The sequence below is a fragment of the Streptomyces sp. SudanB52_2052 genome (assembly GCF_964272415.1).
GTDB classification, from domain to species: Bacteria; Actinomycetota; Actinomycetes; order Streptomycetales; family Streptomycetaceae; genus Streptomyces; species Streptomyces olindensis.
This window is the reverse complement of the sequence record NZ_OZ186796.1, coordinates 7,989,495-8,007,798: the sequence shown is the minus strand read 5'-3', so window position 1 is coordinate 8,007,798 and position 18,304 is coordinate 7,989,495. Positions and strand designations below refer to the sequence as shown.

16 protein-coding genes are annotated in these 18,304 nt (G+C 74.2%); 10 read left to right on the top strand and 6 right to left on the bottom strand.

Annotation, left to right across the window (positions count from 1 at the left end; translation table 11 throughout):
• Window positions 1-10 precede the first annotated feature (10 nt).
• Window positions 11-1,612: an ABC transporter permease gene (locus ACSUPV_RS36075; protein ID WP_359791519.1), complete on the top strand. Its 1,602-nt coding sequence runs from the start codon at window positions 11-13 to the stop codon at window positions 1,610-1,612.
• Window positions 1,609-2,667, top strand: a complete 1,059-nt coding sequence (locus ACSUPV_RS36070) for an ABC transporter ATP-binding protein (RefSeq protein WP_031117212.1) — start codon at window positions 1,609-1,611, stop codon at window positions 2,665-2,667. Before ACSUPV_RS36075 ends, ACSUPV_RS36070 begins: the two co-directional genes overlap by 4 nt.
• A 45-nt stretch (window positions 2,668-2,712) precedes the next feature.
• Here the strand turns inward: ACSUPV_RS36070 and ACSUPV_RS36065 are convergent, their stop codons facing one another.
• Window positions 2,713-3,576 (bottom strand): 3-hydroxybutyryl-CoA dehydrogenase, encoded by an 864-nt coding sequence (locus ACSUPV_RS36065; protein ID WP_031117213.1) that lies wholly within the window; start codon window positions 3,574-3,576, stop codon window positions 2,713-2,715.
• Window positions 3,577-3,596: 20 nt separating this feature from the next.
• Window positions 3,597-4,817, bottom strand: a complete 1,221-nt coding sequence (locus ACSUPV_RS36060; protein WP_359791522.1) for an acyl-CoA dehydrogenase family protein — start codon at window positions 4,815-4,817, stop codon at window positions 3,597-3,599.
• 118 nt (window positions 4,818-4,935) lie between these two features.
• Between ACSUPV_RS36060 and ACSUPV_RS36055 the strand changes: the two genes are divergently transcribed.
• The 6 genes from ACSUPV_RS36055 to ACSUPV_RS36030 all read left to right on the top strand — a co-directional run bounded on the left by ACSUPV_RS36055 (window position 4,936) and on the right by ACSUPV_RS36030 (window position 11,753).
• A complete protein-coding gene (locus tag ACSUPV_RS36055; RefSeq protein WP_037761767.1) occupies window positions 4,936-5,760 on the top strand; it encodes an enoyl-CoA hydratase/isomerase family protein in 825 nt (274 codons plus the stop codon).
• A gap of 86 nt (window positions 5,761-5,846) precedes the next feature.
• Window positions 5,847-6,464, top strand: coding sequence for a hypothetical protein (locus ACSUPV_RS36050; RefSeq protein WP_359791523.1), 618 nt, complete (start codon window positions 5,847-5,849; stop codon window positions 6,462-6,464).
• Window positions 6,461-9,046: a putative PEP-binding protein gene (locus tag ACSUPV_RS36045; RefSeq protein WP_436949355.1), complete on the top strand. Its 2,586-nt coding sequence runs from the start codon at window positions 6,461-6,463 to the stop codon at window positions 9,044-9,046. Before ACSUPV_RS36050 ends, ACSUPV_RS36045 begins: the two co-directional genes overlap by 4 nt.
• Window positions 9,043-10,164 carry an acyl-CoA dehydrogenase family protein gene (locus ACSUPV_RS36040; RefSeq protein ID WP_051648725.1) on the top strand — a complete coding sequence of 374 codons (1,122 nt, stop codon included), beginning with the start codon at window positions 9,043-9,045 and terminating at the stop codon, window positions 10,162-10,164. The genes ACSUPV_RS36045 and ACSUPV_RS36040 overlap by 4 nt, the downstream gene beginning before the upstream one ends.
• 18 nt (window positions 10,165-10,182) lie before the next feature.
• Entirely contained in the window at window positions 10,183-10,602 is a 420-nt protein-coding gene (locus ACSUPV_RS36035) for a Zn-ribbon domain-containing OB-fold protein (RefSeq protein ID WP_031117221.1), read from the top strand.
• A complete protein-coding gene (locus ACSUPV_RS36030; RefSeq protein ID WP_436949353.1) occupies window positions 10,599-11,753 on the top strand; it encodes a thiolase family protein in 1,155 nt (384 codons plus the stop codon). The genes ACSUPV_RS36035 and ACSUPV_RS36030 overlap by 4 nt, the downstream gene beginning before the upstream one ends.
• Window positions 11,754-11,819: 66 nt before the next feature.
• Here the strand turns inward: ACSUPV_RS36030 and ACSUPV_RS36025 are convergent, their stop codons facing one another.
• The gene (locus tag ACSUPV_RS36025) at window positions 11,820-12,476 is read right to left on the bottom strand and encodes a TetR/AcrR family transcriptional regulator (RefSeq protein ID WP_031117223.1); all 657 of its coding nucleotides are present in this window, start codon (window positions 12,474-12,476) and stop codon (window positions 11,820-11,822) included.
• A gap of 153 nt (window positions 12,477-12,629) precedes the next feature.
• On the opposite strand from ACSUPV_RS36025, the gene ACSUPV_RS36020 reads away from it, so the two are divergent.
• Entirely contained in the window at window positions 12,630-13,235 is a 606-nt protein-coding gene (locus tag ACSUPV_RS36020; protein WP_382612082.1) for a TetR/AcrR family transcriptional regulator, read from the top strand.
• 9 nt (window positions 13,236-13,244) lie between these two features.
• On the opposite strand, the gene ACSUPV_RS36015 is transcribed toward ACSUPV_RS36020, so the two are convergent.
• The 3 genes from ACSUPV_RS36015 to ACSUPV_RS36005 are packed head-to-tail and all read right to left on the bottom strand — an operon-like array spanning window position 13,245 to window position 16,680.
• Window positions 13,245-14,657, bottom strand: a complete 1,413-nt coding sequence (locus ACSUPV_RS36015) for a 2-oxo acid dehydrogenase subunit E2 (protein ID WP_436949350.1) — start codon at window positions 14,655-14,657, stop codon at window positions 13,245-13,247.
• A gap of 5 nt (window positions 14,658-14,662) precedes the next feature.
• Entirely contained in the window at window positions 14,663-15,688 is a 1,026-nt protein-coding gene (locus ACSUPV_RS36010) for an alpha-ketoacid dehydrogenase subunit beta (protein ID WP_031117228.1), read from the bottom strand.
• Window positions 15,689-15,693: 5 nt separating this feature from the next.
• Window positions 15,694-16,680 carry a thiamine pyrophosphate-dependent dehydrogenase E1 component subunit alpha gene (locus ACSUPV_RS36005; RefSeq protein WP_037761771.1) on the bottom strand — a complete coding sequence of 329 codons (987 nt, stop codon included), beginning with the start codon at window positions 16,678-16,680 and terminating at the stop codon, window positions 15,694-15,696.
• 314 nt (window positions 16,681-16,994) lie between these two features.
• Here ACSUPV_RS36005 and ACSUPV_RS36000 point away from each other — a divergent pair, with 314 nt between their 5' ends.
• The gene (locus tag ACSUPV_RS36000; RefSeq protein ID WP_031117230.1) at window positions 16,995-18,284 is read left to right on the top strand and encodes an aromatic ring-hydroxylating oxygenase subunit alpha; all 1,290 of its coding nucleotides are present in this window, start codon (window positions 16,995-16,997) and stop codon (window positions 18,282-18,284) included.
• The last annotated feature ends 20 nt before the right edge of the window (window positions 18,285-18,304 follow it).

Here is an 18,304-nt window from a genome sequence, read left to right as displayed (position 1 = left end):
TGAGCCCGATGTGACCCCCACGGAATCCGCGGCCCGCCCGGCCGGAGCGCCCGCTCCCGTCGGGCGCCGGCGCTTCCGCCCCGCGCTCGGGGCGCCCGCCGGCACCGGTCGCCGACCCCCTCTGGTCCTGCTCGTCCCGGCCTGCGTCGCAGCCCTGTTCGCCCTGCTGCCCCTCGGCTACCTCGCCGTCCGTGCCCTCGAACGCGGGCCGGGCTACGCCTGGGACGTCGTCGCCGACGAACGCACCCTGCACCTCCTCGCCCGCAGCCTCGGCCTGACGGCAGTGGTCGTGGCGGCGTGCCTGGTCCTCGGCGTCTCCCTGGCCTGGCTGACCGTACGGACCGACCTGCCCGGAGCCCGCGCGTGGTCGGTGCTGGCCACCCTGCCGCTGGCCGTGCCCAGTTACGTCGCCGCCTTCGCCTGGCTGGCCGCCGTGCCGGAGACCGGCGGATTCACGGGGGCCGCGCTCGCCCTCACCCTGGTCAGCTTCCCCTACGTCCATCTGCCGGTCGCCGCCGCGCTGCGCGGCATCGACCCGGCGCAGGAGGAAGCCGCCCGCTCCCTGGGCCACGGCCCTGTGCGGACCTTCGTGCGCGTCACGCTGCCGCAGCTGCGCCCGGCCGCCGCGGGCGGTGCGCTGCTCGTCGCGTTGTACGTGCTCTCCGACTTCGGCGCGGTCTCGCTGATGCGGTACGACACGTTCACCCGGGCCATCCACACCTCCTACCGCGCCTCCTTCGACCGCACCCCGGCCGCCGCGCTGAGTGTCGTGCTGGTGGTGATGACGGTGGCGCTGGTCGCCGCGGAGGCCCGCACGCGGGGGCGCGCCGGGCACGCCAGGACGGGCGGCGGCACGGCCCGCCCGGCCGTCCGGACGCCACTGGGCCGCCGGCGGCTGCCCGCCCTCGCCTGGTGCGCGGCGGTGGTGGCCGTCGCCGTGGCCTTCCCCCTGGGGACCCTCGGCTACTGGCTGGTCGTCGGCAGTTCGGCGACGTGGGACCTCGCCGCGCTCACCGAGGCCGCCTGGGCGACACTCGGGGTCGCCGCGGCCGGCGCCGCCCTGACCACGTTTCTGGCGCTGCCCGTCGGGGTGATCGCCGCGCGGTACCGGGGGCGCGGCCCCCAACTGCTGGAACAGGCCGCGTACGCGGGCCACGCCCTGCCCGGCATCACCGTCGCGCTGTCCCTGGTCTTCTTCGCGGTGCGCTACGCCTATCCCCTCTACCAGCGGCTCCCCCTGCTGGTCGGCGCCTACGTCGTGCTGTTCCTGCCGGTCGCGGTGGCCGCCACCCGCGCCGCCGTCCTCCAGGCACCACCCGTACTGGAGGACGTGGCCCGCTCCTTGGGCAGATCACCCCTGCGCGTGCTGCGCGAGGTGACCGTGCCACTGGCCGCACCGGGTGTGGCGGCCGGCGCCGCACTGACCTTCGTGGTCTGCATGAAGGAACTGCCCGCGACGCTGCTGTTGCGCCCCACGGGCATGGACACCCTGGCCACACGGCTGTGGACCGAGACCGGAGCCGGGTCCTTCGCCGCTGCCGCTCCTTACGCCGCCGCGCTCATCGTCCTCGCCGCCGTCCCCTCCTACCTCCTGGGCAGGCACCGCACATGAACGACCGCCAGAACGACCTGCGCGTCCAAGGGCTGGCCAAGTCCTACGGCCGCGAAGCCCCGGTCCTGCGCGGACTGGACCTCACCGTGCCGGGCGGGGCGCTGGCCGCCGTACTCGGACCCTCGGGCTGCGGCAAGACCACCCTGCTGCGTGTCGTCGCCGGATTCCTGCGCGCCGACGCGGGCACGGTCGCGCTCGGCGGACGCACCCTCGTCGGCCCGGGTGTCCAACTGCCGCCGGAGCGGCGCCGCGTCGGGATCGTGCCGCAGGAGGGTGCGCTCTTCCCGCACCTGAGCGTGGCCCGCAACGTCGCCTTCGGACTCGCGGGGACGGACCGGGGCGAGCGGCGCCGCCGAACGGAAGAGATGCTCGACCTCGTCGGACTCGCCGGCTACGGCGACCGCATGCCGCACGAGCTGTCGGGAGGCCAGCAGCAGCGCGTCGCACTGGCCAGGGCGCTCGCCCCGCGCCCCGGGCTCGTCCTGCTCGACGAACCGTTCAACGCCCTCGACAGCGCGCTGCGCGCCGGGATCCGGGCGGATGTCCGAGCCGCCCTGAGGGCCACCGGGGCCACGGCGCTGCTGGTCACCCACGACCAGCAGGAGGCGCTGTCCACCGCCGACCTCGTCGCGGTCGTACGGCAGGGCCGCATCGCCCAGTGCGCCACCCCGCAGGAGCTCTACCGGCGCCCGGCCGACCCCTGGGTCGCCGGTTTCGTCGGCGACGCCGTCCTCCTGCCCGGCACGGTCGGCGACGGCGGCGCCACGGCCACCACACCGCTGGGCACCGTCGCGCTGGCCGCACCGGCCGACGGGGGACGCACCGGCACGCTGGTGCTGCGCCCCGAGCAGCTGCGGCTGACCGACGCCGACGCCGGGGAGGCGGTGCGGGCCACGGTGACCGACGTCTGCTTCTACGGCCACGACGCCAAGGTCACCGTGACCGTCGAGGGCCTCGACGCCCCGGTGGACGTGCGCGTCGCGGGACCCCTGCCGGTCGGGCCCGGGGAGCAGACCGGGATCCGCGTCACCGGCGAGGCCACGCTGCACCCGTAGGCGACACAACGCGGCAACCGCACTGCGACTCGCTTCCCTGGGGCCTCAGGCGGTGTAGTCGTAGAAGCCCCGCCCGCTCTTGCGGCCGAGGCGGCCCGCCGCGACCATGCGGCGCAGGAGCGCGGGCGGGGCGTAGAGGGGTTCCTTGAACTCCTCGTACATCGACTCGGCGACGGCCTGGGCGGTTTCCAGGCCGATGAGGTCGAGCAGGCGCAGGGGGCCCATGGGGTGGGCGCAGCCGAGTTCCATACCTCGGTCGATGTCCTCGGCGCGGGCCGATCCGGACTCGACCATGCGCACCGCGGCGAGCAGGTAGGGCACCAGGAGCGCGTTGACGACGAACCCGGAGCGGTCCGTCGCGTCGACGGTCTCCTTCCCCAGGCGCCCGGCGGCGAAGGCACGGGTCCGGGCCACCGTGTCGGGGCTCGTGGTCAGCGCGGGGATGATCTCGACCAGTCGCTGTACCGGTACGGGGTTGAAGAAGTGCATGCCGATGACCTGCGCGGGCCGCCGGGTGCTGACGGCGAGGTCGACGATGGGGATCGACGAGGTGTTGCTGGCGAGAATCGCCTCGTCATCGGTGACGACCCGGTCGAGCGCGGCGAAGACGCCGGTCTTGAGGTCGCGGTGCTCGGCGACGGCCTCGACGACGAACTGGCGGTCGGCCAGGGCATCGAAGTCGTCGGTGACGGTGAGGCGGGCGCGGGCGGCATCCCGCGCGGCTTCGGTGATCTTGCCTCGGAGCAGTCCGCGGTCCAGGGAGGCTTCGACCCGTCGGCGGCCGGCCCGGGCCGCCTCCGGGGACGATTCGGTGACCAGGACGTCGGCGCCGCGGAGAGCGGCGACTTCGGCGATGCCGGAGCCCATGAGGCCGCAACCGACGACGCCGAGGCGGGTGATGGTTTCCATGGAAGGTCCTCGGGGTGGGATCAGGAACCGGCGGGCACCTCTGGGCGGGGCCGCCGGTAGGGCTTCAGTGCGCGGCGCGCGATGGCGAAGCGGTGGGTCTCGGAGGGCCCGTCGTAGATGCGGAAGGGCCGCACGTCCCGGTAGAGGCGGGCCAGGGGGGCGTCCGCGGCGGAGATGCCGAGCGCGCCGCAGATCTGTACCGCGCGGTCGACGACCCGGTGCACCGCCTCCGCCACGAAGGTCTTGGACATGGAGCTGAGCTGCGGGGCGGCCGCCGAGCCGGTGTCCAGTGCCCAGGCGGTCCGCAGGACGAGCGCGCGGCTCGCCTCGAGGTCGATCTCGGAGTCGGCCAGCATCTGCTGCACCATGCCGAGGTCCCCGAGCACCGAGCCGAACGCCGTGCGGCTTCCCGCTCGTTCCAGCGCGATGTCCTGGGCGCGGCGGGCGGCTCCCAGCCAGCGCATGCAGTGCGTCAGCCGGGCGGGGCCGAGCCGGACCTGGGCGCCCTCGAAGCCCTGGTCCACGGCGCCGAGCACCTGGTCGTCGCCGACCACGCAGTCCTCGAAGAGGATCTCGCAGTGCCCGGCGAAGAATCCCTCGTCCAGGGTCTCGATGTCCCGCACGACGCGCATGCCGGGGGTGCCCGCGTCGACGAGGAACATGGTGGCGCCGCCCGGGTCGCCGGGGCCGCCGGAGGTGCGGGCCATGACGATGGTGAAGCCCGCGCCGCTCGCCCCGGTGATGAACCACTTGCGTCCGTCGATGCGCCATCCGCCGGGCACCCGGGTCGCCGTGGTGCGCAGGGCCCGGGGGTCGGCGCCGGCTCCCGGGGCGGGTTCGGTCATCGCGAAGCAGGATCGGGTGCCGCCGGCGGCGAGGGGGCGCAGATAGCGTTCCTTCTGCTCCTCGGTGGCCACTTTCTCCAGCAGGTGCATGTTCCCCTCGTCCGGGGCCGCGCAGTTCAGCGCGAGGGGGCCGAGCAGGGAGTACCCGGCGGCCTCGAACACCGCCGCCTGCCCACGCAGGTCGAGTCCGTGCCCGCCCCACCGCGCGGGCAGGTGCGGAGCGAACACTCCCGCCTCGCGGGCGTCTTTCTGCAGGGCTTCCCGCAGGGCCTCGGGGGCGTCGTGCACGGACCCGCCGCACGCGCGTTCGGCCGGGATCACCACCTCGCGGACGAACTCGGCGGTGCTCTCCGCGAGTCGGGCGGCAAGCGGGTCGACATCGAACTGGACAGGCACGGTTCCTCCCGCCGGCAGGCATCGGGCACCGGTGCCCGTCGCGACCTAGAAACTGTACAACGTCTCCAGTATCTTGCGGAGCCCCGAGCGGGATCCGGTGACGATGGGAGCGACCGCCATGAGCACGCAGCCGGTCCGGGTGGTCCACCACCCCGAGGGAGTCGTGGAGTTGCGGCTGGACGATCCGGGGCGGGGCAACGCCCTGGACCTGCCGACGGCCGAAGCGCTGCGGGACCGCGCCGCCGAGGTGGCCGCGGACCCGGGCGGCGCCGTGCTGCTCCGCTCGTCGGGCCCCGTCTTCTGCGTGGGCGGTGACCTGCGCTCCTTCGCCGGGCGGGGGGCGCGGACCGGCGCGTACGTGCATGCCGTGGCGACCGCCGCGCACGCGGCCGTCATGGCCCTCTACGAGGTTCCGGTGCCGGTCGTGACCGCCGTGCGCGGCGCGGTGGCCGGAGGCGGGATCGGCCTCGCCCTGGCCGGCGACATCGTCCTGGCCGCCCGGTCGGCGCGGTTCCGACTGGCCTACACGGCGGTGGGGCTCACCCCGGACTGCGGGGCGTCGTGGCTCCTGCCGCGCCTGGCGGGCCCCCGGGCGGCGGCCGAGCTGGTCCTGACCAACCGGGTGCTGACCGGCGACGACGCCGAGCGGTACGGCCTGGCCACCCGGGCCGTGGACGACGACGACCTGGACCGGGCGGCGTACCGCGCCGCGGCCGGACTGGCCACCGGGGCCGGCGAGGCGCTGCGCGCGGCGAAGGGACTGCTGCGCGGCGACACCGCGGACGACCTGCGCCGCCACCTCGTCGGGGAGGCGCGGCTCATCGCCGATCTGGCGGACGCCCCGGAGGCACAGGCCCGCATGGCCGCCTTCCTGGCCGCCCGCGACGGCCGCCATGGCCGCGACGGCCGGTCCACACCGCGAGAGTCGGAAAGTGTTTCTTGAGTCCCTCTTCACTAACGCCCGCACCGGAGCGTAACCTCCGGGCAACACAGCACCGAGGAAGAGGTGTGGCGATGCAACCTGCTGCCGTGACCGGGACGGACGCTCTCGACGAGCCCCTCACCGAAGCCGTGGTCGACCTGGTGCTGCGCGGCATGTGGCGCGGCAGGCCGGAGGCGGAGTACCGCGCCCTGGCCGACGCCGGGCTCGCCCTGGTGAAAGGTCCGGTGGTCCTGCCGTCCGAGCCCGCCAAGGCCATAGCCGCGCGGATCCTGCGGGTCCCCGCGGGCTCCGAGCAGGAGGAGCGGATCACCGCCGCCTACCACGCCTTCCTGCCGGTCAACCGCCGGATCCGCGAGGTGTGCACAGCCTGGCAGTGCCGTCCCGACGGCACCCCCAACGACCACACCGACAGCGTCTACGACGCCGAGGTGCGCGAGGCCCTGGAGGACGTGCACGAGGCGATCCGGCCCGTGCTGCGCAGGCTGGAGCGCGTTCTGCCCGGCAGCGGTCGCTATCTGACCGACCTGGACGACGCGCTCGACCGCTTCGACGACGGCGCGGTGGAGTGGCTCGCCTCGCCGCTGTGCGACTCGTACCACACGGTGTGGATGCGGCTGCACCAGGAGCTGCTGCTGGTGCTCGGCATCAGCCGGGCCGAGGACGAGGCCCTGGAGGAGGAGCTCGTCGGCGGGAGCCGGGGGTGAGCGTCACCGAGCGCCCGGCCGGCGCCCCCATCCCGGCCCCCGTGCCGGGCCACGCCCTGGTGCCGTACGGCCAGGGGCGGATCCGCGGGCTGGACGCCGACGCCCTGGGCACCCACGGCACGGCCATGGACCGGCTGGTGGCCCTCGGGCTTCCCGTGGTGCCCGGACTCACCGTGCCGACCGGGTCGGCCGCGTCGCTGGGCGAGCCGGACACCGCCCGAGCCGCCCTGGAACTCGTGGAGCAGCTCTCGGGGCGGCGGGTCGGAGACCGGAGCAGGCCACTGCTGCTGCGGCTCTCGGCGAGCGCGTCGACCGAGGTCGCGGGACTGCCGCCGGACCTCGCCGGGATCGGTCTCGCCCCGGCCGTCACCGGCGACCTGTGCGCCGTCATCGGTCGCGAGGACGCGCTGCACGACGTGTGGGCCTCGACGCTGCGGATGACCGCCGAGTACGCCCTCGACGTGCCCGGCGCCGAGCTGGACGACGCCCTCCTCGACGCCGTGTCGGCGCGGGCCCGCGCCGACGCGCTGCTGGCGGCCGTCGCCCGGCACGCCGGACGCACGTACCCCGACGACCCGGCGGAGCAGCTGGCGCTGGCCGCCCGGGCGGTACTGGCCCGTTGGGCCTCGCCCCGGGCCAGGCGGTCCCGCAGGACCCAGGGACTGACCGCTGACCTGGGTGTCGCCCTGCACGTCCAGGCCCTGCGCATCGGCCCGTGGGACCGCTCCGGCTACGGCACGGCGGTCAGCCGGGACCCCGACAGCGGCCGTTTCGCGCCGCACGGCTCCTTCTTCCGCGGCGTACGCCGCGGCACGCCGCCCCCGCAGCCGCCCTCGCACCCCGGCGAACCACTGGAGGAACTGGGCCCGGCCGCCGCGCTGCTGGAACACTCGCTGCTCACCCTGGAACGTCATCTGCACGCCCCGGTCCGCGTCGACTTCGAGCTGCGCGACGGCGAGATCGCGCTGCTGTCCGCCGCCGCGGTGAGCCGCCCCCCGCTGCGCGCCGCGGTGTGCCTCGCCGCCGACCTCGCGGCGGAGGGCTCGCTGGACCCGGAGGAGGCGGTACGCCGCGTCGCCCCCGGCCAGGTGCAGGAGTTGCTGCATCCCCGGCTGCGGCCGGCCGCGGCGGACGAACCCCTCGTCCGCGGACTGGCCGCCTCCCCCGGAGCCGCGGCGGGCCCGATCGCCCTGTCCAGCGAGCGCGCCCTCGAACTGGGCGCGGCCGGTACGCCCGCCGTACTGGTGGCCCACGAGACCACTCCGGCCGACGTGCCCGGCATGCTGGCCGCCGCCGCGGTCCTCACCGGCAGCGGCGGCATCGCCTCGCACGCCGCCGTGGTGGCGCGGGGCGCCGGCACACCGGCGGTGTGCGGCGCCGAGGGTCTGCGCGTGGACCCGGCGGCCGGCACGGTCCGGATCGGGGACCGCGTGCTGCGCGAGGGCGATCCGGTGTCGCTCGACGGCCGCACCGGCGCCGTGTACGCCGGCACGCTGCCGGTCACCGTCGCCGGCCCGCCCCCGGAGCTGTCCACCCTGCTGGACTGGGCGGACGGTGTACGCCGGCTGGGCGTGCGCGTCAACGCGGACACGGCGGCGGAGGTGGAGACCGCCGTCGCCCTGGGCGCGGAGGGGGTCGGCCTGTGCCGTACCGAGCACCAGTTCCTCGGCGGCCGGCTGCCGCTGATCCGGCGCGTCGTCCTCGCCGCCGACCGGGCCGCCCGGGACGAGGCCCTGCTCGCCCTGGAAGACGCCCAGCACGAGGACTTCCGGGCCCTGCTGACCGCCGTCGGGAACCGCCCGGTCACCGTACGGCTGCTGGACGCGCCGCTGCACGAGTTCCTGCCCGCGCCGGGCGAGGCGGGCGACCCCGGGGCCGAGCACCGGGCGGCCGCACTGCGCGAGGCGAACCCCATGCTGGGGCTGCGCGGCGTGCGCCTGGCGCTGCTGCACGAGCGGCTCTACCCGGCGCAGGCCGAGGCGCTCTTCGCCGCCTGGGCGGACGTCGCCGCCACGGGTGTCCGCCCCGCGCTGGAGGTGATGATCCCGCTCGTCAGCCTGCCGGAGGAACTGGCCGCGGCGGCGGCGTACGTGCGCGGGGCCGCCGACGCGGTCGCGGCACGGACCGGCGTGCGGGTGCCGTACCGGATCGGCACGATGATCGAGACGCCCCGGGCCGCCCTGCTGGCCGCCGAACTCGCCGAGCACGCCGAGTTCTTCTCCTTCGGCACCAACGACCTCACCCAGCTCACCTACGGCTTCTCCCGCGACGACGTGGAGCGCCAGGTGCTGGGCACGTACCAGGAACGCGGGTTCCTCGCCGCGAGCCCGTTCGCCCGGCTCGACCCGCACGGCGTGGGCGCGCTGATCCGCCTGGCGGCCGAGCGGGCCCGGAGCGTGCGCCCCGGCATCAAGCTCGGCGTCTGCGGTGAGCACGGCGGTGACCCGGAGTCGATCGCGCTCTGCGACGACCTGGGCCTCGACTACGTCTCCTGCTCCGCGCACCGAGTGCCGGTCGCCCGCATGGCGGCGGCGCACAGCGCGCTGCGGGGACGGCACGACGAGAGCGGGAGCACGCGATGACGAGCACCATGACCGACGGCACGGCCCTGTCCGGCGCCGAACTGGACGACCTGCGCGAGACCGTGCGGTCGGTGTGCGCCGACGCGGGCGGCACCGCGGCGGTGCGGGGACTGTCCGAGGACGCCCCCGGCATCGACGCCGGGCTGTGGGACACGCTCGGCCGGCAGGTCGGCCTGGCCGCCCTCGGGCTGCCCGAAGCGGTCGGAGGCGTCGGCGGGCTCGCGGAGATCGCCGTGGTGTGCGAGGAGTTGGGCCGGACGCTCGCGCCGGTGCCCCTGCTGTCGTCCACCGTGCTGGCGGGGCAGGTGCTGGCGGGCTGCGGCACGGCCGAAGCGGCGCTGACCGAGCTGGCGGAGGGCCGGGTGCACGCCCTCGCCGTGGCGGCGCCCGACGGCGTGTGGCGGCCGGACGCCGTGCCGGTGGCCGTCACCTCCTGGACGGGCAGCGTCCCGGTCCTGGACGGCACCGCGCCGTTCGTCCTCGACGGCGCCGACGCCGAGGCACTGGTCGTCGCGGCCGGGGGGAGCGACGGCGTGGACCTGTTCCTCGTCGACCCGCACGAGCCGGGGGTGACGGTGCGCCGGGTCCCCACCCTGGACCTCAGCCGCGGACAGGCGGTCGTCACCTTCACCGGCGCACGGGCCCGCGCCCTGACCGCCGGCGGGGAGGGCGCCGACGTCGTGACCCGCGCGCTGGACGTGGCCCTGGTGGCCCTGGCGGCCGAGCAACTCGGCGGCTCGCAGGCCGCGTTGGACATGACGGTGGCCCACGTACGGGAGCGCGCCCAGTTCGGCAGGCCGATCGGCAGCTTCCAGGCGGTCAAGCACACCTGTGCCGACATGCTGCTCCAGGTGGAGTCCGCGCGGTCGGCCGTGGTGCGGGCGGTGCGCGCGGCGGGGGCGCCCGACGCGCTGGCCGAGGCGGCCGCGGTGGCGCAGGCGTGGTGCGGCGAGGCGTTCGTGTCCGTCGCCGCCGAGTGCGTGCAGCTGCACGGCGGCATGGGCTTCACCTGGGAGCACGACGCGCACCTGTACTTCCGGCGTGCCCAGTCCGACGCGGTGCTGCTGGGCGGCGCCGCGCACCACCGGGAGCGGCTGGCCGGACTGCTCGGCTGGTGACGTGGAAGGCGGGACGGCATGACCACCAGACTCATCGACGAGACCCTGTTCGACAGCGCGGATCCCCCGCGGCTCGTCGGGGCGCGCTGCACCGCGTGCGGCACCGTCGTCTTCCCCCGGCAGGACTCGTGCCCCAGGTGCTCGGACGGGACGATGTCCGCGCACGCGCTGCCGTCGAGCGGGCGGCTGTGGTCGTGGACGCTCCAGGCCTTCCCGCCCAAGCCGCCGTACCGGCCTCCGGCCGGGGGCTTCGAGCCGTACCACCTGGGCTACGTGGACCTCGGTGAGGTGCTGGTCGAAGCGCGGCTGGCGATCCCCCGGGCGGAGATCCGGATCGGGCTGCCGGTGCGGCTGACCACGGTGGAGGCGTACCACGACGAGGACGGGACCGAGGTGCTGACCTTCGCGTTCGGACCGGACCGGGAAGGCGGGCGATGAGCCGGACCGCCGAGGTGTACGTCGTCGGCTGCGGGATGCACCCCTTCGGCCGGGACGAGAGCGTCACCGGGATGGACATGGCCGAGCGGGCGGTGCGCGAGGCGCTGGCCGACGCCGGTGTCGCCTGGGAGGACGTCGGGTACGCGGCGGGCGGCTCCGACGTGTCCGGGAAGCCCGACACCCTGGTGGGCCGCCTCGGACTGACCGGGGTGCCGTTCGTGAACGTGCAGAACGGCTGCGCCACCGGCGCCTCCACCGTGCTGGCGGTGGCCAACGCCCTGCGGGCGGGCGAGGCGGCGCTCGGTCTGGCCGTGGGCTTCGACAAGCATGCCCGGGGCGCCTTCAACGCCTCCCCCGCCCGCTACGGGCTCGGCGACTGGTACGCCGAGAGCGGCCTGATGCTCACCACGCAGTTCTTCGCCCTGAAGACCCGGCGGTATCTGCACGAGCAGGGCATCTCCGAGCGGGCGCTCGCGCGGGTGGCGGAGCGGGCCTTCCGCAACGGCGCGCAGCACCCTCTGGCCTGGCGCCGCAAGCCGCTGACCGAGCGGGAGATCCTGGACTCCGCCGAGGTCAGCCCGCCGCTGACGCAGTACATGTTCTGCTCGCCGGGGCAGGGCGCGGTGGCCCTCGTGCTGGCGCTGGGCGACCGCGCGTTCGACCTGTGCGAACGGCCCGTCCGGCTGGCGTCACTGGCGTTCCGCACCCGGCGGTTCGGATCGTTCGAGGTCTTCTCCCCCTGGCTGCCGCCAGGCCCGCACCGCAGCCCCAGCGTCGACGCGGCCGAGGCGGCGTTCCGCGGGGCGGGGGTGCGTCCGGCGGACGTGCGGGTGGCGCAGGTACAGGACACCGACAGCGGCTCGGAGCTGATCCACCTGGCGGAGACCGGGCTGTGCGCCCACGGCGAGCAGGAGCGGCTGCTGGCCGCCGGGGACACCGATCCCACGGGCCGGATCCCGGTGAACACCGACGGCGGCTGCCTGGCCGGCGGCGAGCCCGTCGGCGCCTCGGGGCTGCGCCAGTTCCACGAGGTGGTACGGCAGTTGCAGGGCCGGGCACCGGGGATCCAGGTACCGGGCGACCCGCGGGTGGGCTTCACGCATGTGTACGGGGCACCGGGGATCAGCGCGTGCGCGGTGCTCACGGTGTGATGGTGTGCCGGTGTGCTGCTGTGCCGGTGTGTCAGTCGCACGGCCCGGGGCAGGTCGCGGAGCCGGTCAGGCCGACCCGGTCGCCGTCGTGGCCTGCTCCGCCGCGATGATCCGCAGCGCGGTCGACCTGACCGCCTGCTGTACGGCGCGCGGCGGCAGCCCGGCCAGTGGCCCGCCCTCCGCTCGCAGCGCGGTGACCAGCATGGTGGTGCTGATGAGGGTGCGGACCGCGAGCGCCTGCGCGGCGTGCCTGGCCTTGGCGGCGCGGGCGCTGCGCGCGGCCGTCTCGGGCAGGTAGTCGTACGCGCGCTGGATGTGCCGCTGCTCGAACTCGTCGCGCAGCACCTTCACGTTGCCGTTCGCGGAGGCCACCTGGACCTGGAACAGCCGGGCCTCGTCGGGGTTCCTCTCCACCCAGTCCCACACGGCGTCGATGACCCGCAGCAGCCCCTTGGCGTCGCCCGGCTCCGTGTCCGGACGGGCCTCCTCCACGACGGCGTTCAGCTCGTCGAAGACGCGGCGCATGGCCAGTTCGAGGAGCTCCTCCTTGCCGTCGAAGTGGTAGTAGACGGCCGTGGGCACCACCTGGGCCTCGTCCGCGATGTCCTGGATGCTGGTCTCCGCGAAGCCCTTGCGGCCGAAGACCCGTACCGCGGCATCGATGATGTGCAGGCGCCGGGAAGGCCGGTGAGCCGGCTGCTTGCCGTTCTTCGTGGTGGCCATCTGCGCTCCCCTTGCGGCTTCCTGTTCCGGCGTCGATACGTCCGGTGCACTGGCCATGCTATCGAGGATGTCGAGTAACTCCGTCCCCCGGTCTCGGCAAATCCCCGTACCACAGGGGTGCTGGTGCACAGGGCGTTCGGCATACTTGACACCATGACGACTTCCGGAACCCGTGCCGCTCATCGCCCGTCACGTCGGCAGTGGGTGATCGAGGCCGCCACGGAGCTGTTCGCCACACAGCCGCCGGACGAGGTGACGGTGGCCGACATCGCCGCGCGGGCGGAGATGACGTCCGCGGCGGTGTACTACCACTTCTCCTCCAAGGACCAGGTGCTGGTGGAGGGCATGCGGGTGTTCGCCGCCGCCCTGCGGGCACAGCTGGAGTCGCTCACCGAGGCGCACACGCCCGGCTCGGGCATCGGCCCGGAGGTCATCGCGCTGCTGGCCTGGTTGGGCGAGCACCGTTCGGCCGCCACGGTCTTCTTCGTCTCCTCGGCCGGGATGAGCCAGGAGGCGGAGCTCCTGCGGCACGAGATCCGTACGCAGTTGCTGGAGGAACTGGTGCGGCTGGTGCGCAAGGACCGCGAGCCGGTCACCGACGCGGAGGCGGCGGTGACCGGCCTGGGTGTGCTGGCCCTGCTGGAGAACTCCGCGATCTCGCAGATCCGGGGCGACGAGGTCTATCGGGCGCTCGGGCACCGGGCGTTCACCGAGGAGGTCCAGCGGCTCGCCGACCGGATCACCGGGGCGCAGGACTGACCCGTCGCTTCACAGCAGCAGCCGCAGCGGCCTGCGCAACAGCCCCTCCACGGTGCGCAGGTACTCGGCGGCGGGCGCCCCGTCGACGGCCCGGTGGTCGAAGGTGAGGCTGAGGGTGAGCACCCGCGTCCGGCGCGGCTGCTCGTCCACCCACTCGACGCCGTCCCGGAGTCTGCCCACCCCGAGGATGGCGACGTTGCCGGGGTTGATCACGGGGGTGAAGAAGTCGACTCCGTACCCGCCGAGCGAGGTGACGGTGAACGTGGCCCCCTCCAGCCGGGCCGGGGAGATCCGCCCCGCGCGGGCGGCGTCCGCCAGTTCCCGGGACCGGCGGGCGAGCTCGGGCAGCGGCAGCGTCGCCGCGTCCTCGATCACGGGGACGAGCAGGCCGCCCGGGACTGCGACGGCGGTCCCGAGGTGGATGTCCTCGTAGAGGTGGATGCCGTCGTCGCGCACGACCGCGTTGAGCAGCGGGTGCTCGCGCAGGGCCAGGGCCGCGGCCTTCAGCAGGAAGTCGTTGAGGCTGGGCACCGGCAGGTCGCTGTCCGCCCACTCCTGCTTCAGCCGCGCGCGCAGCGACACGACGGCGTCCATGCGCACGTCGTAGCCGTGCGTGAGCTGCGCCATCTCCTGGAGGCTGGCGTGCATCCGGCGGGCGATGGTGCCGCGCATGCCGGTCAGCGGGATGACGTCGGCCGAGCGCACCGGGGTGGCTGCGGGTTCCGTGCCGGCCGTGTCGAGGTCGGCCCGGCGGATCCGGCCGCCCGCGCCCGTGCCGCGTACGCCGGCGAGGTCGATGCCGCGCTCCTTCGCCAACTTCCGCACGAGGGGCGAGACGGGGACGGCCTGGGCTGCGGGGGTCGCCTGCGCCGGCGTGGCGGCGAGGACGTCCTCCACGTCTTCGGACACGATCCTGCCGCCCGGCCCGGTGCCGCGCACGGCCCCCAGGTCGACGCCCGCCCGGGCCGCCACGCGCCGCGCATTGGGCGACGCCAGAATCCGATCTCCACCGCCGGACGGTTCCGCGTCACCACGCACCGCCACCCCACCGCCGGACCGGGTCGCGTCACCTCGCACCGCCACCCCGCCGTTGACGGCGGGTGCCGCGGACGGGCCCCCGGTGACGGTTACGCCGGATCCGGGCCCGGCGGGCATCGGCGTACCCCCCGGGCCCGGTGGCTGCTCGCCCTCTGCGAGCAGCCAGCCGATGAGCGCCCCCGCCGGGACCGTCGTCCCCGCCGGGACGGCGGGGTGGAACACTCCCCCGGCCTCGGCCTCGACGTCCACGTCGACCTTGTCGGTGGCCAGCCGCAGCAGGGCGTCGCCCTCGGAGACGACCGTGCCGGCCGGCACCAGCCACTCGTCGATCGTGCCGTCCTGCATGGTCAGGCCGATCTTCGGCAGCAGAACCTCGACCGCCACGTCCCTCACGACCTTTCGAGGAGGCGCCGGCAGCCCTGTGCGATACGGGCCGCGTCGGGGACGTACGCCTTCTCCAGCACCGGGGAGAACGGCACCGGGGAGAAGGGGGCGCCGATCCGCAGGACCGGCGCGTCCAGGTGGTCGAAGGCCGCGTCCTGGATCTGCGCGGCGATCTCCGCGCCGAGCCCGCCGAAGGTGACGGCCTCGTGCACCACCAGGACCCGGTTGGTGCGGCGGGCCGACGCGATCATGGTGTCGGTGTCCAGCGGCTGCACCGTGCGCGGGTCGATCACCTCGGCCTCGATGCCCTCGGCCGCGAGTTCGTCGGCCGCTGCGAGGGCCTCGCCCACCATCCGGCCGAGCGCGATGACGGTGACGTCGGAACCCGGCCGGGCGGTGTGGGCCTGCCCCAGCGGGATGCCGTAGATGTCCTCCGGCACTTCGCTCCTGCTGCCCAGCAGCACCTTGTTGAGCATCACGACGACCGGGTTGTCGTCCCGGATCGCGGAGACGGTCAGGCCCTTGGCGGTGTAGGCGTCGCACGGCATCACGACCTTCAGGCCGGGCACGTGCGCGAGCCAGGCCTCCAGGCTCTGGCTGTGCTGGGCGGCTGCGCCGAGGCCCGCGCCGGAGGCCGTGGTGATGGTGAGCGGCACGGACACGGCACCGCCGAACATGTACTTCATCTTGGCGGCCTGGTTGACGATCTGGTCCAGGCAGACGCCGATGAAGTCCATGAACATCAGGTCGACGACGGGGCGCAGGCCCCGGGCGGCGGCGCCGACGCCGAGGCCGACGAGCGCGGCCTCGGAGATCGGCGTGTCGATCATGCGGCGCGGGCCGAACTCGTCCAGCAGGTTGTCGAACATGCGGAACACGCCGCCGTATCCGGCCACGTCCTCCCCGGCGACGAAGACGCTGTCGTCCTCGCGCATGGCCTGCGCCAGCCCCTCGTTGAAGGCCTTGACGTAGGTCAGGGTGCGGGCCGTGCCGTGCGGGGCGGCGGCCGGTGCTTCGGTGATGGTGGTCATGGCGGTCACCCCGAGTAGACGTTGAGCAGGAGGTCGGCGGTGTCGGGCAGCGGGCTCGCCTCGGCGTACGCGATGGCCTCGGCGATCTCCTCGCGGGTGCGCCGCCACACGTCGTCGAGTTCGGCGCGCGTGGCGGTGCCGTCGGCGACGGCCCGGGCCTCCAGCAGGTCGATCGGGTCCCGGGCCTTCCACTCGTCGACCTCCTGCTGGGAGCGGTAGGGATGGCGCAGCCCTTTGACGCCCTGGTGGTCGAAGTAGCGGTAGGTCTTGGCCTCGATCATCATCGGGCCCTCGCCGGCCCGGGCCCGCTCCACCGCTGCCACGGCGGCCTCGTGGACGGCGACGGCGTCCATGCCGTCGACGATCACGCTGGGCATGCCGTAGGCCGCCGCCCGGTCGGCGACGTCGGCGAGCAGCATGTGACCGGACTGCGGGGTGAACTCGGCGTAGCCGTTGTTCTCGCAGACGAACAGCACCGGCAGGCGCAGCACGGCGGCCAGGTTGGCGGCCTCGTGGAAGGAGCCGATGTTGGTGGCGCCGTCACCGAAGAAGGTGACGGCGACGCTGTCCTCGCCCTGGTAGCGGGCGGCGAAAGCGGCGCCGACGGCGATCGGGATGCCGGCGCCGACGATGCCGTTGGCGCCGAGCATGCCGCGTGTGACGTCGTTGATGTGCATGCTGCCGCCGCGGCCGAGGCAGGCGCCGGTGACGCGGCCGTACAGCTCGGCGTACATCTGCTTGAGGCCGACGCCCTTGGCCACGGCGTGCCCGTGCCCGCGGTGGGTGGAGGTGATCTGGTCGTCGTCGCGGAGCGCCGTCATCACGCCCGCGGCCACGGCCTCCTGGCCGACGTAGAGGTGCAGGAAGCCGGGCAGCTTGCCCGCCTCCATGAGTTTTCCCGCCTCGGTCTCGAACAGCCGGATGCGGACCATGCGCTCGTGCAGGTCGCGTACGACCCGCGCGGTCGGCTTCTGCGGTGTGGTGTGAGCCATCGTCGGCCCCTTCGCCCCGGGGAGGTGTCCCACCGATCGGACTTTGTTGTGTCGCACTACAGTAACTACGGGAAGGCACCTTACTGAAGAGGCTGTCTAATTACTACGGCAGTGCACCAACTTGGCGACATCGCTCTCGACGCCCGCCCCGACGCTGATCCGCCGCGCGCCCGCCGCCCACGCCGACCGGTCCGTCACTTTTCCTACTTACTATTGACAGGCCACACTAAGCCCTGTTGTTTTGTCGCTCACAGCCCAGCTGCCGCAACCGGAGCCGTTCCCCAGCTCTCGGCTGGGAGGATTGTGAGGACACCGTGGTCCGGACCAGTTCCCCGGAGCCTCTGGAGACGACTGACCAGCCTCAGCCGCCCAAGGCCCCCGCCTACACCTCGTGGATCAGCCAGGACCGGTCCGCCGATCCCGCCGCGGCGGCGATGCGGCAGGACGCGGCCGACCTCGTCGAGCGCGTGCTGGAGCACTACCGCGCGGGCACCACGCACGAGGCCGCGGACCAGTGGACGGAACCCGTCGGGCACTACCTCGACGCCGACCGGTGGCAGCGCGAGATGGACGCCGTGCACCGCAGTGTCCCGCTGCCGCTCGCCATGTCCTGCGAGCTTCCCGGGCCGAACACCTACAAGGCGATCGACGTGCTGGGCCTCCCGGTCCTGATCACCCGTGACCGGCAGGGCGCCGTGCACGCGATGATCAACGCCTGCCGCCACCGCGGGGCCAAGCTCCTGGAGCCCGGCTGCGGAACGTCGAGACGGCTCACCTGCCCCTACCACTCCTGGTCGTACGACCTGGCCGGGGAACTGCGGGGCGTGTACGCCGAGAAGACCTTCGGCCCGGTGCCCCGCGAGGGCCGCGGCCTGGTGCGGCTGCCGGCCGGGGAACGCGCGGGCATCGTCTTCGTCTCCCTGGACCCGGCCGCCGAGCACGACCTCGACGCCTGGCTGGGCGACCTGGGGCCGCTGCTGGAGGGGCTCCGCATGGCGGAGTGCCACCACTACTCCACCCGCGAGCTGACCAGCCCCAACTGGAAGGTCACCCTCGACGGATACCTGGAGACCTACCACTTCGCCTCGCTGCACCCGAAGACGGTGTTCGAGACGAACCTGTCCAACATGATGGCCCACGACACCTGGGGCCCCCACCAGCGCATCGCGCCCGCCCTGCGTCCCATCGCCCAGGCGGTGGACCTGCCGGCCGACCGGCGCGACCCCGGCGACTGCGTCGGCCCCATCTACTGGCTCTTCCCCGGGCTGGCGATCGCCGGCGGCTGGCGGCAGAAGATCGCCGTCTCGCTGGTGCTGCCCCGGACGGCCACCGAGTCGGTGACCCAGCAGATCATCCTGCTGCGCGAGCCGGCCGTGACCGAGCAGGAGCGCAAGGCCGCCGACCAGTTCGGCGAGTGGTTCCACGAGGTGGTCCGCGACGAGGACTACGCGACGACGTACGGCGTCCAGCAGGGGCTCGAGGCCCTGGCCGCAGCCGGAACCGACTTCGTCTTCGGGCGCAACGAGCCCGGCCTCCAGCACTTCCACCGCACCGTTCACGCACACCTGGACAGCGCTGCCGCAGCAGGCAGAGCCGCCGGGTGACGTTCCGACAAGACACGCAG